General features: G+C 37.4%; 13 protein-coding genes and 1 riboswitch. Of the genes, 11 read left to right on the forward strand and 2 right to left on the reverse strand.

Features of this window, described 5'->3' with window-relative positions:
- The first annotated feature begins 71 nt into the window (after window positions 1-71).
- A riboswitch (TPP riboswitch) is annotated at window positions 72-176 on the forward strand.
- 183 nt (window positions 177-359) lie between these two features.
- Genes ACM26V_RS21160 through ACM26V_RS21175 form a run of 4 tightly spaced genes read left to right on the forward strand, consistent with a single transcriptional unit; the run spans window position 360 to window position 3,957 of the window.
- Window positions 360-962, forward strand: a complete 603-nt coding sequence (locus tag ACM26V_RS21160) for a YkoF family thiamine/hydroxymethylpyrimidine-binding protein (protein WP_416148751.1) — start codon at window positions 360-362, stop codon at window positions 960-962.
- A 17-nt stretch (window positions 963-979) separates the two neighbouring features.
- Complete coding sequence (locus tag ACM26V_RS21165; RefSeq protein ID WP_416148752.1) at window positions 980-1,582, forward strand: ECF transporter S component; 603 nt, start codon at window positions 980-982, stop codon at window positions 1,580-1,582.
- Entirely contained in the window at window positions 1,566-3,194 is a 1,629-nt protein-coding gene (locus ACM26V_RS21170; protein WP_416148753.1) for an ABC transporter ATP-binding protein, read from the forward strand. The genes ACM26V_RS21165 and ACM26V_RS21170 overlap by 17 nt, the downstream gene beginning before the upstream one ends.
- Window positions 3,178-3,957 carry an energy-coupling factor transporter transmembrane component T family protein gene (locus ACM26V_RS21175; protein WP_416148754.1) on the forward strand — a complete coding sequence of 260 codons (780 nt, stop codon included), beginning with the start codon at window positions 3,178-3,180 and terminating at the stop codon, window positions 3,955-3,957. Before ACM26V_RS21170 ends, ACM26V_RS21175 begins: the two co-directional genes overlap by 17 nt.
- 55 nt (window positions 3,958-4,012) lie before the next feature.
- Here the strand turns inward: ACM26V_RS21175 and ACM26V_RS21180 are convergent, their stop codons facing one another.
- Together ACM26V_RS21180 and ACM26V_RS21185 are read right to left on the reverse strand one after the other, a co-directional pair.
- Window positions 4,013-5,134: an ROK family protein gene (locus tag ACM26V_RS21180; protein ID WP_416148755.1), complete on the reverse strand. Its 1,122-nt coding sequence runs from the start codon at window positions 5,132-5,134 to the stop codon at window positions 4,013-4,015.
- A gap of 138 nt (window positions 5,135-5,272) precedes the next feature.
- Complete coding sequence (locus ACM26V_RS21185; protein WP_416148756.1) at window positions 5,273-5,491, reverse strand: hypothetical protein; 219 nt, start codon at window positions 5,489-5,491, stop codon at window positions 5,273-5,275.
- A 773-nt stretch (window positions 5,492-6,264) separates the two neighbouring features.
- Between ACM26V_RS21185 and ACM26V_RS21190 the strand changes: the two genes are divergently transcribed.
- The 7 genes from ACM26V_RS21190 (at window position 6,265) to ACM26V_RS21220 (ending at window position 15,849) form a co-directional block, all read left to right on the forward strand.
- Window positions 6,265-8,331 carry an alpha-glucuronidase family glycosyl hydrolase gene (locus ACM26V_RS21190; RefSeq protein WP_416151936.1) on the forward strand — a complete coding sequence of 689 codons (2,067 nt, stop codon included), beginning with the start codon at window positions 6,265-6,267 and terminating at the stop codon, window positions 8,329-8,331.
- A gap of 25 nt (window positions 8,332-8,356) precedes the next feature.
- Window positions 8,357-9,469, forward strand: a complete 1,113-nt coding sequence (uxuA, locus tag ACM26V_RS21195) for a mannonate dehydratase (protein ID WP_416148757.1) — start codon at window positions 8,357-8,359, stop codon at window positions 9,467-9,469.
- On the forward strand, window positions 9,444-10,289 hold the full coding sequence (locus ACM26V_RS21200; protein ID WP_416148758.1) for an SDR family oxidoreductase: 846 nt from the start codon (window positions 9,444-9,446) through the stop codon (window positions 10,287-10,289). Before uxuA ends, ACM26V_RS21200 begins: the two co-directional genes overlap by 26 nt.
- A 462-nt stretch (window positions 10,290-10,751) precedes the next feature.
- Window positions 10,752-12,362 (forward strand): glycoside hydrolase family 43 protein, encoded by a 1,611-nt coding sequence (locus ACM26V_RS21205; protein WP_416148759.1) that lies wholly within the window; start codon window positions 10,752-10,754, stop codon window positions 12,360-12,362.
- 215 nt (window positions 12,363-12,577) lie between these two features.
- A complete protein-coding gene (locus ACM26V_RS21210; protein WP_416148760.1) occupies window positions 12,578-13,954 on the forward strand; it encodes an extracellular solute-binding protein in 1,377 nt (458 codons plus the stop codon).
- 180 nt (window positions 13,955-14,134) lie between these two features.
- A complete protein-coding gene (locus tag ACM26V_RS21215; protein WP_416148761.1) occupies window positions 14,135-15,013 on the forward strand; it encodes a carbohydrate ABC transporter permease in 879 nt (292 codons plus the stop codon).
- A 14-nt stretch (window positions 15,014-15,027) separates the two neighbouring features.
- Entirely contained in the window at window positions 15,028-15,849 is an 822-nt protein-coding gene (locus ACM26V_RS21220; RefSeq protein ID WP_416148762.1) for a carbohydrate ABC transporter permease, read from the forward strand.
- Window positions 15,850-15,890 lie beyond the last annotated feature (41 nt).

Consider the following 15,890-nt stretch of genomic DNA (forward strand, 5'->3'; position numbering starts at 1 on the left):
ACACATTACAAATATGGTATTTACAAATTGTAACTATTACAGTTACAATAGAATCAACAATATGATAACCGTGTTCGCACTAGGGGTGCTATATGCTGAGAGACTGGTGAAATTCCTGTTAACCCTTTGGACCTGATCTAGTTAATACTAGCGTGGGGAAGTGCAGGTGAGCAACGTGTAGCCTGATGTTTTTTCAAACCTACATGAACCTTTTCTGCATCTTCCTAACTGGGAGGTGCAGTTTTTGTTTGCCTAAAATGATTGAGTTGGATGATTACTAAAAGTTATGAGATTCCCATTGAGAGCGAATCACCGGTTTACATATTGATTACCAATATTGATAGAGGAGGATTCAGAATATGCAAGGTTTAAGCTGTGGAACAAGTCGAATTGTCGGGTGTCGTTTCTCGATATATCCAATGACGGATAATTTTGTAGACGTGATAAAGAAAGCATTAGAAGAGGTAGACAGTTCAAAAGTGTGGCAAGTAACTGATGATGTGAGTACATGTATACGCGGACGAAGTGAGCACGTGTTTGATGTGGTAAAAGCGATTTTTATTCATGCCGCTAAAACGGGAGTCCATGTCGTTTTTAACGGGACATTTTCGATAGGGTGCCCAGGTGATTCAGATGGTGACACATATATGTCAGAGGATGATAAACGCCTGAATGAAGCGAAATCGGTAATTGAAAAAGTGACAGTGGCGACCCAGTTCGCATTATATCCAATGAATAATCCTGATTATATGCAAGTTATCGCAGATCAAGTTGATGTCGCAAAAAAGCATGGTACGTTTACGAAGGGTGTTCATTATGCTTCGCGATTAGATGGAGATGCAAACGATGTATTTAATACCCTTGAAGAGGTATTCGCTCGTGCGTCAAAAACGAAAGATCATAGTCATGTCACAATGACTGCTGCAATTTCTGCGAACAGTCCATCGAAGAAAGATAAATAGGAGAGGGGATCGCAACGATGATGAAGCAATGGAAATTGAAAGAAATCGTCTTAATGTCGATATTTGGCGTTGTCTTTGCTGTTATTTATTTGCTATTTTTCTTTTTCGGGCAAGGGTTAAGGAATTTTCTCACACCATTTGGTCTAGCGCCATTTGGTTATGAAGTGATCTTTGGCATCTGGTTCATCGTTTCGATTATTGGCGCCTATGTGATAAGAAAACCAGGCGCTGCTTTTTGGCCGGAGTTAATTGCTGGAACTGTTCAAGTACTGATTGGTAGTCCAGCTGGTCCGCAGTTAATTATTTCAGCCGCGATTCAAGGACTTGGTGCCGAGGTTGTTTTCTTGGCAACTAGATATCGTAATTTTTCACTTTCTGTGCTTATACTTGCTGGAATGTCTGCTGCAATGTTCAGTTACGTGTGGGGATGGTTCAATTCAGGGCTAGCGGCGCTGGCACCTGAATTAATCGTAGCGACGTTAGTTGTGCGAATCATTAGTGGTGCTTTGTTAGCCGGTGTGTTAGGTAAGTATATTAGTGATCAGTTAGCGCAAACAGGGGTTCTTCGTGGGTACGCACTAGGAAAGGAGTGGCAAGAAAAACGTGAAAAGTCAGCATAACTTGAGCATTGAGCAACCTCAGCCACTCATTCGCGTAGAAAACCTATCGTTCGATTATGAAAAAAATCAACAATCCTCGCTGATAGATAATGTCAGCTTCGCTATTTATGAAGGAGAAGTAACGCTCCTTCTTGGGGCAAGTGGTTCTGGTAAAAGCACCATATCTCTTTGTTTAAATGGCCTTTATCCTGAAGCGGTGGAAGGTTATTCAATGGGAACTGTGCTTTACCGAGAAAAAAATATTAATCAATTTGAAAAAGGTGAGCTTAACCAAAAAATTGGCATTGTCTTTCAAGATCCTGAAAGTCAGTTTTGTATGATAACTGTTGAAAATGAATTGGCCTTTACAATGGAAAACATTCGCATCCCTCAAAGTGAGATGTCAAAACGTATGGATACTATTCTTGAAGCTGTAGGATTAACTGATTTAAAGGAACGAGCTATTCACGAGCTTTCAGGAGGACAAAAGCAAAAGGTTGCACTAGCTTCCGTTCTATTGTTAGAGCCAGAGTTACTCATTTTAGATGAACCAACAGCAAACCTGGATCCTGTTTCTAGCATAGAATTTATTGAGTTAGTTGCTCAGTTGCAAAAAGAGCGAGGAATGTCTGTATTTATTATTGAACACCAACTTGACGATTGGATTCCATACACAGACAATGTTCTTGCGCTCAGCAATGAAGGCAAGTTGATTGTTGATGGTAAACCAGATCAAGTATTCAATGAGAATTCTGATATATTAATTGCACAAGGAATTCATATTCCTAAACGAGATAAAACAGTTATGACTAGCGAAATCGGAAATCGAGTTGATCAATCGAAAAAGTTTCTCGAACAAAGCCTATCATTAACAAACCTAACGTTTAGACGAAAGAAAAAATTAATTTTAGACAAAATTAATTTATCGATACAAAAAGGCGAGTTCATCGCAGTCGTCGGTGAAAATGGTGCTGGGAAATCGACGCTCCTTCAATTGATGGCAGGGATTCTTACACCTACTCAAGGGGAAATTGAATTCTTGAAACAGCCTTTAAAACAATGGAGCGAGCAGGATCTTAGGCAGAAGATGGGGTTTGTTTTTCAAAATCCGGAACATCAATTTATTACTGATACGGTTTATGATGAAGTAGCCTTTGGTATGAAATTGAACGACATGGATGTAGAGAAAATGAATGGCAAGATAGATACGCTTTTAGCGCATTTTCAACTATTGAACCACCAATGGAGCAATCCGTTCTCATTAAGTGGAGGTCAAAAACGTCGACTTAGTGTGGCGACGATGCTTGATGAAACGCCTGAACTGTTGTTATTTGATGAACCGACGTTTGGCCAAGATGCAAAAACAACAGTAGAGTTAATGAACATTATTATTGAACTAAAAGAAAAAGGAACAACGATTGTTTTCGTCACTCATGACATGGATTTAGTCGATCAGTATTGTGAAAGAACGTTTGTATTAGATGGTGGAAATATTGTTTTTCATGGTCATCCCGAGGACTTATGGAAGAAAACAGGTTTACTTAAACAAGCTAGGTTACGTCGACCATATCGTATTCGGAACATAGACTCTGAAAAAAATGAAGTAGGTGAAGTGTATGATCTCGTCCGTTAACCCGGCGTTAAAAATGGTAGCGATCCTTGTTCCTGGTGTGTTACTAAGTTTTAGCTTTGATATCTTCACACCACTCGCCTACCTCGTGTTTACCGTAGCTTTCACTTTCATATTTAGTGACATACCAATAAAAAAATGGTTGTTGTTTTTTTCGCCTTTTATTTTCTTAGCATTAGGCTTTGCTTGGATGACGGTTCTTTACACGAGTGATAATTTCGCAGGAGGGCGTGTCCTTTTTGAATTCTGGTGGTTTGAAGTGACAACGGGGGGAGTCATGGTTGGGATTAGTCTTGCGCTTCGCTCTCTGTGTTTCGTTGCTTTGTCGCTCATGTTTATCTTAACAACCGATTCAACGAAGTTTATGCTCAGTTTAATGCAACAATTCAAGCTGCCACCGAAACTCACGTTTGGAATTCTTGCCGGCTATCGGTTTTTACCTACATTTAAGCATGAATTTGAAGTGCTAAGACAGGCGCATAGAATTCGAGGGATTGGGCGTGCAAAAGGTTTGAGGGGGCGGATACTTCAGTTTCGTCGCTATGCGATTCCACTTATGGCCAATGCGATTCGTAAAGCTGAACGGGTGGCGATTGCAATGGAATCGAAGGGTTTTACTGGTGAAACAGATCGAACACATTATCATGAGATGTCGATTGGTAAAAAAGATTGGACATTTTTTGCTAGCATCGTTGGTACGTTTTTTATTGTCTTATTTGCATCCTACCAGTTAGGATATTTAAATATCTTTGGACGACAGTTTTAGAATAGTAGAAAACACGACGCGGGTACTCATCGAGCGTCGTGTTTTAATAATTTTTTTATACTACTCGTTTTAGAAATACTTCGATCATCAAGTAAGAGGCTCCTAATGCAATTCCAGTAGAATTTAAATCCGAGAATTCTACAGAAAGGTTTTCACGATGGTAAGGGAGTGCTCTTGAACTGATAACCTGTTTTAGTGGGTTTTCAATCCACTTTTGCGCTTTCGTGATGCGATTGCCAATAACAATCAGCTCAGGATTAAATATGTTTACCATATTAATGATACCTTGACCTAAATATCCTCCGACTTCATGGAAAATATTGATTGCACTTGGGTTATTGTTCGAAGCTTTTATGACTAAATCTCCAAGGGAATTTTTCTCAGAAAATACTTGTTCGGCTTTTTTGACCAACGCTTGCTCTGATGCAAAAAGTTCCCAACAACCCTTATTACCGCATGTACATTTTGGTCCGTTAGTTTCGATACTCATATGGCCGAATTCTCCTGAAAAGCCTTCCTGCCCTTTGTATATACGGTCGTTAACAATTAAACCGCTTCCAATACCAATCCCAACACTTAAGTAAATCATATTTTTAGAGTCTTTTCCTTTACCAAATATTCGTTCGCCATATGCACCAGCATTAGCTTCATTTTCTACTTGGACAGGGATATTAAACATATTTTCAATGTGATACTTCAAATCAACATTTTCCCAATGTAAGTTTGGTGCGAATAAGACTTTCCCATTTTCATTGACAATTCCAGGTACACCAATGCCGATGCCGACAACACCATAAGTAGTATTGCTAGCTAAGTTGGTGAGGTCAGTTATTAACTTTTGGAGAAGGTTTAGTATATTATCGACGTCTGTATTGTCAGTACTTATTTCAATTTTATTTAAAATCGATCCAGATAGATCAGTAAGAGTTCCTAACAGGTAATTTACCCCAATATCTATACCTATTGCATTGCCAGATCGATTTTGAAACATTAGAAGAACAGGCCTTCTTCCACCACTTGATTGGCCTGGACCAATCTCATAAATCAAGTCCTCATTTACTAATTCTGCGACAAGGCTTGAAACTGTCCCCTTATTTAAACCAGTTGAAATAGAAACTTGTGCTCTAGATAAAGGTGCATTTGTACGGATTGAATTTAGAACAAGATTTTTATTCATTCTTTTTATATAAGTTTGATCTCCAGTTATTCCCACATCTACCACCACTTCATATATTCATTGTACATATTATTATAGGTTGAGAACCTTCTATTGTACAGGTCTTGTATAAAATAATATGATTAATTAGGTATATCTTTAGTTATTCCATGAACTAATTAAACTGTCATCAAGCCCTTTGTAGGTTTCTGTTTCATTTTTAACAGAGGATAATTCAATCACAGTTACTACATTTTTTGTCATTGTAAAATCGAATGTAATTGTCTGGTCTGTTGTTTCCACTTCCTTGTAAATACCTATATCTTCGTGAAGAAGACCATGTCCTCTTATATATTTATACTCAATGTCCTTTTCCACTATTTTAGGTGATCTACGTATTCCTTTTGCAATGCAAGACCTAAGCGCCCAGTTCCAATACAATATTTCCAGCGGTCAAGAAAAGTATGAGAGTTGTTTCGATTAATTTGAATCGTTTTCCATTGTAATGCTACTTAAGTGGAGATTTATTTTTAACTAATTACTGTGTATGTCAAACGCTTTCATTTAAAATGTATTTAAGTAAAGGCTTGAGCTAATTACTAAAAATTATCATAGTTAAACTATTTTAGATTTAGGTCGACCGGAATTCAGAATCTATAAAATCCGATTAATGATAAGTGAAGCAGAATGAGAAAAACTATTGTGTTATTGATATTCGTTTGATAAAATCGTTACTAACATACTAGTCATACTAACATTATCGCAAAATTTTTTTCTGAAATCAACAGTATAAATGAATTAAAGAAATTATTTGTGTATTAATAAGGATTCTATACGCAATTGCTAAACAAAATTAATGGAAGCGTTATTATTTTTGTTCTATAATTTTATAATCATCAAAGAAACAGCAACAAGATAAATCTTTAGTAACGAAGTCAATTTAACATAGAGAGGAGAGAGTATATTGGATTGAGAAAATATGTTGATATTGCGATAGATTCGACTGGTAAGCTTTTGTATCTAGTGAATCAAGAAGGGGAACATCATCTTCGATTATAAAAGGAGGATTTAATTTAACTAACGCAATGGCAGAATTAACGTTGCCCATGAAAAGTTAATTAGGAGGAAGAATAATGACAGAGAATAATGACATGACAACAGTATTCATCGATGGAATTGATGAACACGAAGTGAATAGTTATAAAGCGTGGTTACAATATTCAGGCAAGTCATCTTCAGACTATACGAGGCAGATTACGCCTTTGATTTCTAATATTGTCGTAGAAGAGGATTCGTTAATTTTGAAATCCGCGAAAGAAGAGCTTGTTCAAGCGATATCATCTATGTTCGGTATCTCGCCAAAAGTAACGAAGAAGAAAGAAACTGATAAAGCGCTTATACTCACAACGGCATTAACGGAGTTACCTAATAATAGTGATTACACAGTAAGTAATGAAGGATTCAGAATAGAAACAGTCAACAATCAAGAGATTTATATTGCTGGGAAAACAGACCAAGGCATTTTATATGGAGTATATCATATCCTTCGTCTCCTTCAAATGGAGGAATCAATTGTTGATTTATCGATTTATGAAAACCCTGTAAATCAAGTGCGAATGGTGAATCATTGGGATAACATTGATGGTTCCATTGAAAGAGGGTATGCAGGAAAATCAATTTTCTTTAAAGATAACCAATTTCGAAAAAATTTCACTAGACTTAAAGATTATGCAAGATTACTAGCTTCTGTTGGAATTAATTCTGTTTCTATTAATAATGTTAACGTTCATCAGGTTGAATCAAAATTGATTACTCATGACTACTTACCAGATGTAAAAAGAGTGGCAGCAATTTTTCGTGCTTATGGCGTATCTACATACTTGAGTGTTAACTATGCTAGTCCAATTGAAATTGGTGGCATTGACACGGCTGATCCACTTGATAATCGAGTGAAGGATTTTTGGAAACAAGCAGCTGAAACTATCTATAGCTACATTCCAGATTTCGGAGGCTTTGTTGTTAAAGCCGATTCTGAAAATCGTCCAGGCCCATTTACGTACGACCGAAATCATGCAGAAGGATCCAATATGCTTGCAGAAGCATTAGAACCATTTGGAGGTCACGTAGTCTGGAGGTGTTTTGTCTATAACTGTAAACAGGATTGGCGGGATCGCGTGACGGATAGAGCGCGAGCAGCTTACGATCACTTTATGCCACTAGATGGTGAATTTAAAGACAATGTTATATTACAAATAAAAAATGGTCCAATGGATTTTCAAGTTAGAGAACCTGTTTCGCCACTCATTGGAGGTTTAAAAAATACCAACCAATTTATTGAATTCCAAATAACACAAGAATATTTGGGGCAACAAAAACATTTGGCTTACCTCATACCGCAATGGAAAGAAGTGATGGAATTTGATACCTATTCAGAAGGCGAAAATTCTACAGTTAAAAAAATAGTCAGTGGAGTGCTACTTAACCAAAAAATTAGTGGTGTAGCGGCTGTTACTAATATCGGAGATGACCATAATTGGACGGGGCATACACTAGCACAAGCGAATTTTTACGGGTACGGTCGATTAACTTGGAACTCAGATATTTCATCAGAACAAATTGCAGATGAATGGATTCGCTGTACATTTGGAAATATAGAGCAAATAAAATCAATTGTTTCTAAGATGCTTATGAACTCATGGGAAGTCTATGAAAATTACACATCGCCTTTGGGAGTTGGTTGGATGGTTAACCCTAACCATCACTATGGACCAAATATTGATGGTTATGAATATCAAGCATGGGGAACTTATCACTTTGCTGATCGAGATGGTATCGGGGTAGATCGAACAGTGGAAACTGGAACAGGCTATTCCGGTCAATATTTTAGCCCGTGTGCTGAGGTTTATGAGTCTTTGGAACAATGTCCGGATGAATTAATATTATTTTTCCACCATGTACCTTATACGCATCAGTTGCACTCTGGTAAAACAGTGATTCAACACATTTATGACACGCATTTTCTAGGAGTAGAGCAGGCGCTAGGGATGGTGAATCAATGGAAAGAATTAGAAGGTACGATGGATATTACTCGTTATGAAGAGGTTTTGGATCGACTTAAAGGACAATATGAGCACTCAAAGGAATGGCGAGATATTATTAACACCTATTTTTATCGAAAGTCGGGTATTGATGATAAGCACAAACGTAAAATTTATTAAAAAAATTTGTGAAGGGGCAATGAGGATGCAAATGACATTCCGATGGTTCGGGAGCATGGATGACAGTGTTTCCTTAAGACATATAAAACAAATACCAGGTGTTACAGGGATAGTAGGTGCGATTTTTGATATTCCAGCCGGAGAAGTTTGGCCTGCTGGAAGAATCAAAGAATTGCATGACGAAGTGACTGAGAGTGGATTGAAGCTTGAAGTCATCGAAAGTGTCAATGTCCATGAAGATATAAAATTAGGATTACCTTCGAGAGAAAAGTATATTGAAAATTATATAGAGACAATTCGAAATTTATCTCAATTCGGTGTGAAAGTTATTTGTTATAATTTTATGCCAGTGTTTGACTGGACTCGCTCTGAACTCGCTAAAGAACTGCCCGATGGTTCGACAGTACTCTCCTATGAAAAAAATAAAATAGATGACTTGCAACCTCAAGATGTTGTGAAACAAATTGCGGAAAGTGCAAACGGCTATTCTATGCCAGGTTGGGAGCCGGAACGCTTAAAAACGATTAGTCACTTATTTGAACAGTATAAAGATGTGACAGAAGAAGATTTATTCAATAATCTTCAATATTTTCTCGAAAAAGTGATTCCAGTAGCTGAAGCATGTAATATTAAAATGGCAATTCATCCTGATGATCCACCTTGGTCTGTTTTTGGGTTACCAAGAATTGTGACGAATCAAGATAATTTAGCAAGAATTCTTCAATTGGTTGATCGTCCTGCTAACGGTTTAACTTTATGCTCAGGTTCATTGGGGGCAAATCGAAATAATAATATTCCGGAGATATTTAAAAGGTTTGTGGAAATAGGGCGTGTTCCATTTGTTCATATTCGTAATGTAAAGGTTCTTGAAAATGGTGATTTTTATGAAACTTCTCACCGTAATTCAGAAGGGTCGCTTAATATTTGTGAAATTGTGAAAGTACTGCATGAAGCAAATTTTACTGGATATGTTCGACCTGATCATGGACGGATGATCTGGGACGAACAAGCTCGTCCAGGTTATGGCCTCTATGACCGTGCGCTAGGAATTATGTACTTGCATGGTATTTGGGATTGTTTATCGAAAAAAGCTAAGGAAGGAATGGTAGTGAATGGAAACAAAACACTCGAATCTTAAAAATAAAGTCGCAGTAATAACTGGAGGGGGTGGCGTCCTTTGTGGGTCCATGGCCAAAAAACTTGCAAATCAAGGAATGAAAGTGGCGGTTTTAAACCGAACATTGCAAAAAGCACAAGCTGTATCCAATGAAATTGTAGAAAATGGTGGAGAAGCGATTGCGATCAGTTGTGATGTTACAGATCGTTCAAGCGTTGAAGAGGCAGATAGGATTGTCATGGAAAAGTTTGGCCAAGTCAACGTGTTGATTAATGGTGCTGGTGGTAATCACCCGAAAGGATCAACAACGAATGAAGTGTTTAGAAAAGAGGATCAATTGGACAATGAAGCGGTCAGTTTTTTCGATTTAACTACAGAAGGCTTTGATTATGTGTTTCAGTTAAATATGATTGGTTCGCTTATTCCGAGCCAGATTTTTTCGAAAAGGATGCTCGAAAATCAGGGGACAATTATAAACATCTCATCGATGAGTGCGCCTTCACCTATGACAAAGGTTCCTGCTTACAGTGCCGCAAAAGCAGCGATAAATAACTTTACACAGTGGTTAGCTGTACATTTCGCTGGTACTGGCATTCGAGTTAATGCGATCGCACCTGGTTTTTTTCTTACTGAACAGAATCGAAAACTACTAACAAATGAGGATGGATCATACACACCGCGCTCACAAAAAATTATAGACCATACACCAATGGAAAGACTTGGGAAACCAGAAGATTTACACGGAACTGTCTTATGGTTAATAGATGAAGAGTATAGTCAGTTTGTGACAGGAATTTGCGTTCCCGTAGATGGTGGATTTATGGCTTACTCAGGTGTGTAATAGATCGGAACAATTGTTTAATAATGAAAAAGTATAATTTGTTCCAAGTGTCTAGCATGGCCCCTTCGTCTCAAGCTCCCATAGACACATCAACAGCTAAAAGCTTCTGTAATAAACGCGCGTATACTGCACAAGTGGTTGTCACTTGTGCAGTATTTAATTATAAGCAGAAACATCGGGAAGGAGAATATAACATAGTTAACTCTTTACAATTAAAAATAAATAAACTAAAATTAAAGCATCTTAGTCTAATCGATAAACAAAGTGGGTGGTCATTAAGGCATTGTTTAGTTTTGATAAAATACACCAATGATTTCATTGAATCGACGGGAAGTTAATTTAGAGTAAGGGTAAATTTAGGAGCTTGTTTAGACTAAAATGAAACAACGTTGCAGATACAGTAAAGCAAGGAAATTGCTAGGAATGGCAAAGCATATAAATCTAATTGAAGAGGTGAATAAAATGTCAACAATACAAAATCCAATATTAACAGGATTTAATCCAGATCCAAGTATTTGTCGTGTCGGTGAAGACTATTACATTGCTGTATCCACATTCGAGTGGTTTCCAGGTGTAGGCATTTATCATTCGAAAGACCTAAAAAATTGGCGATTAGCTAACCGGCCTTTGAAGAGGTTGAGCCAGTTGAATATGACTGGGAATCCGGATTCAGGTGGGGTTTGGGCACCACAACTTTCTTATAGCGAAGGGAAATTTTGGCTTATTTATTCCGATGTCAAAGTAACTGATGGACAGTGGAAAGATTCACATAATTATCTCGTTACGTGTGACACAATTGAAGGTGATTGGTCCGAACCTACTTATTTAAATAGTTCCGGATTTGATCCATCTTTATTCCATGATGATGATGGTAAAAAATATTTAGTGAATATGTTATGGGATCATCGAGTAGGTCATCATAACTTTTATGGAATCGTGTTACAAGAGTTTTGTCCGGAAGAACAACAGTTAATTGGAAATACGAATATTATTTTCAAAGGAACAGATATTAAGTTAACAGAGGCGCCACATCTATATAAGATGAACGGGTATTATTACCTTTTAACTGCAGAAGGTGGTACAAAATATGATCATGCTGCAACAATCGCTCGTTCTAAAGATTTATCAGGACCATATGAGGTTCATCCTGAAAATCCACTAATTACATCTTGGCCATATCCACGAAATCCTCTGCAGAAAGCAGGACATGCTTCAATAGTGAAAACGCATACAAATGAATGGTTTTTAGTTCATCTAACGGGCCGACCGCTTCCAAAGGAAGGACAACCGTTATTGGACCCTCGAGGATTCTGCCCACTGGGGAGGGAAACTGCAATTCAAAGAGTAGAGTGGAAAAATGATTGGCCATACGTAGTTGGCGGCAACCAGCCTTCTTTAGAAATAGAAGGACCTAAAATGGAAGAAGTAAAATGGGAGAAAGATTACCTAGTAAAAGATGACTTTGATCAAAGGTTACTTAATGCAAATTTTCAATCATTACGAATTCCGTTAGGAGAAGAAATTGTCTCCTTGAATGACAATCCAGGTCACCTACGTATATACGGGAGAGAATCTTTATCATCAAAATTCACGCAAGCTTTTATAGCTAGGCGCTGGCAACATTTTAAGTTTACTGCTGAAACGAAAGTTGCTTTCAACCCTGAATCATTTCAACAAGCAGCAGGATTAGTGAATTATTACAATACGGAAAACTGGACGGCATTCCAAATTACATGGAATGAAGAGAAAGGGAAAGTCCTTGAACTGACAACATGTGATAATTTTACTTTTGACCAACCAATTCAAGGAAAAGAAATTGACATTCCTGAAACAGTAGAATATGTTTATCTTCGTGTAACTGTAAAAACAAATGTTTATCAGTATTCATATTCATTTGACGGTGAAAACTGGCTTGTGATTCCAATTGACTTCTATTCGTATAAACTGTCTGATGACTATATTCAAGGTGGTGGATTCTTCACTGGTGCCTTTGTAGGAATGCAGTGTCAAGATACTTCCGGTAGAAAATTACATGCCGATTTTGATTACTTTGTATATAAAGACGAGGAGTAGTAAAAAGTAAGCAGAGATTGATTTGTAACAAGTAATGACGAAAGGGGATGGGTCACTGTATCGTCACGATAACATCCCTTTTCACTTTCTTGTAACATCTGAAAAAATATAGCAAAAACTTAGTTCATCCACTGGACTAACTAAGTAATTTATGTTATTCTGTTATTGAGCTTATTAAGAAGTTCTAAATTAAATTTTATTAGGGGGTAATACAATTGTTGAAGAAGAAAGCGATTACAGTTATGGTTGCTGGTTTGTCATCCGCTTTATTAATTACGGCGTGTGGAGACGGAGAGGAAAATAACAATATCGGAGATAATACCGGAGATAATAATGTTGAGAACAACGTAGAAAACAATGCAGGTAATGAAGCGAATGCTGGTGATGGAGAAGAAAAAGTAATAGATTTCATGCACCTTTGGCCGCAAGGTAGTTCTGCAGAGCACTATGCAATTGTAGAAGATATTGTTGCTGACTTTGAATCAGCAAACCCAAACATTACTGTTGATGTTGATGTAATGAGTAATGAACAATATAAAGATCAAATGACGATCCTCGGATCTTCAAATGAATTACCTGATGTAGGTATGACATGGCCGGCTGGTTACTTAGAGCCGTTCGTAGAGGGTAATATGTTTGCTCCGCTTAACGATCTAGTTGAAGGTGATTTAGCAGGAGAATTCGTAGCAGGTACTGCTGAAGCTTATGAGTGGGATGGAAATAACTACGGATTACCTCTCGAGTTAAATGCTGCTTATGTGTTCTACAATAAAGCTATCTTCGATGAGCATGGTTTAGAAGCTCCTGAAACAATGGATGAATTAGACCATATCGTTGACACGTTAAATGATGCTGGCATAGAGCCAATTGCCCTAGGAAACAGAGATCGTTGGACTGGTTCATTGTGGTACATGTATTTAGCTGATCGTATCAGTGGTGAAGATGATAAATTAACTGAAGCGATTACTCGTGAAGGTTCATTTGAAGATCCAGCTCTTATTCAGGCTGCTGAAGAAGTGCAAAGAATGGTAGATAACGGTGCATTCATCAACGGATTTAATGGTCTTGCAGATGAAGAAGCTAAGAGTATGTTTATGAACGAACAAACTGGAATGTACCTAATTGCAACTTGGGACTTACCGAACTATACAACAAACGAAGACGTTCCACAGGAATTCAGAGACTCAATCGATTACTTTAAGTTTCCAACAGTTGGTGGCGAAGGTGATATGAACAGTATGGTAGGTGGACCTGGTGTTGGATTGTTTGTTTCTGAAGACTCAGATGTGAAAGAAGAAGCGAAAGAATTTTCTTCTTACTTTGTACAAGAATGGGGAGAGAGATCTGTTCAAGAAGCAGGCGTAATCCCAGCTACAATTGTTGATACTGAGGCTGTTGAACTTCCGGAAATGTATTTGGATGTATTAGCCGACTTAGATTCAGCAACAAACTTGACTTTATTCGCAGATGTTCAAATGAGTCCTGCCGCTGCTAGTGTGCACTTAGATGCGATTCAAGCACTATTTGGAGGAGAAATAACTCCAGAAGAGTTTGCAGAACTTCATGAAGAGGCACTTGCAGAAGAAGAATAATGTATATAAGCTTATAGCTTATTTAGGAGGGGAAAGGGCATATCCTTATATCTGGATTGTCCTTTTCTTCTTAAAATACATTCTGTTCGGAGTTAATAAATAGTTTAAGAAAAAATCATCGTAAACGTACTTAAAAAAGTTCGTGATTTTGAATCTTTTTATGATATGGGGTTGAATTATATGAATAAAGTAATGTCCAATAAGTGGATTATAGCCTTGTATGTTCTTCCAGCCCTCTTATTAGTAGGTGTCATGATATTCATCCCATTAGTCCTGACAGGATATTATGGACTTATGGATTGGGATGGTATCGGGACAATGGAGTTTATTGGGCTCGAAAATTACATCAGGGGAATCCAAGATGGACTTTTTTGGAATAGTGCATTCCATTCCTTTTTATTAGCCTTGTTTTCAACACTTAGTTTGATCCTTTATTTGTCGGTTTCACTTATATTAGCTTCTAAAATAAAAGGAGCAGACTTATTAAGGAAGCTATATTTAATTCCAATGCTTCTTTCATCAGTTGCTATCGCGCAACTTTGGATTAAGATATATAATCCTTCAAACGGGATGTTGAACCATGTACTCAGATCGATTGGTTTTGACAATCCACCAGCTTGGTTGGCGGACTCATCGCTAGTTTTATATGCCATATTTATACCAATCCTATGGCAATATGCAGGGTTTTATATTTTGATTTATTATGCTGCATTGAAGAATATTCCAGAGTCAATTGTTGAAGCTGCAAAGATTGATGGAGCTACTCCTGTTCAAATCGCATATAAAATCAAGTTGCCACTAATTATGGGCGTCGTAAAAGTTACAATTGTGTTAGCAGTTGTCGGTTCTCTAAAATACTTTGATCTTATCTATGTAATGACAGGCGGCGGGCCAAACGGAGCTAGTGAGGTAATGGCATCGTACATGTATAAACTTGCATTCGCAAACCGTGACTTTGGTTATGGAAGTGCAATCGGGTTTTTATTATTGGTCATCACACTGATTGTTACAATTATTATTAGAAAAGCAACGGCTACGAAAGAAGAAATTCAATACTAAAGGAGGATTATACTATGGGGCGCGTAAGTTACTTCATTTTATATCTTTGTCTCGGACTTGTAGCGCTGTTCCAGATATTCCCAATCGTTTGGTTGTTCCTATTTTCACTGAAAGATAATCGTGAAATCTTTGCAGGATCTCCATTTGCGCTACCATCAGAAATTAGATGGCAAAATTATTTAACTGTTTGGGATGGAGGAATCGGCCTTTATTTCTTTAATAGTGTATGGATAACGGGACTATCGATTGTCCTAACAATCCTTTTAGCCAGTTTTGCTACTTTTGCGATCACTAGAATGCACTGGAAACTAAGTGGGCTTGTATTAGGTTTGTTCATGGTAGGATTGATGATCCCGATACACTCTGCATTAATACCTTTGTTCAGTATGTTTTTAAGTGTAGGTTTAATTGACAATCCATTGGCAATTGTAATCACATACACAGCATATAACCTTCCGATTACAATGATGATTTTACTTGGTTTCTACTATACATTACCGCGTGAAATTGAAGAAGCTGCGATTATTGATGGGTGTTCCATTCATCGTATGTTCTTTAAAATAATTTTACCAATGACTGTTCCTGTTATGTCTACAACAGCGATCATAAATATGATTTATAACTGGAATGAATTTGTTTTTGTCAATACATTTATAAGTTCTGATAAATACAGAACATTAACAGTAGGGATAAATAACTTTGTTGGACAATATATGACCGATTGGGGAGCAATCGGAGCTACGCTAATCATTAGTGTAGTACCAATTCTAATCGCGTTTTTCTTCTTTAGTAATAAAGTAGTTGAAGGAATATCTTCAAGTGCAGTTAAGGGATAAAAAAACTCACTTCAATATATGAAGTGAGTGGGAACTTGAAA

Origin of the sequence: Salipaludibacillus sp. HK11 (assembly GCF_047795645.1) — a bacterium.
In the GTDB taxonomy this organism is placed as follows: Bacteria; Bacillota; Bacilli; order Bacillales; family Salisediminibacteriaceae; genus Salipaludibacillus.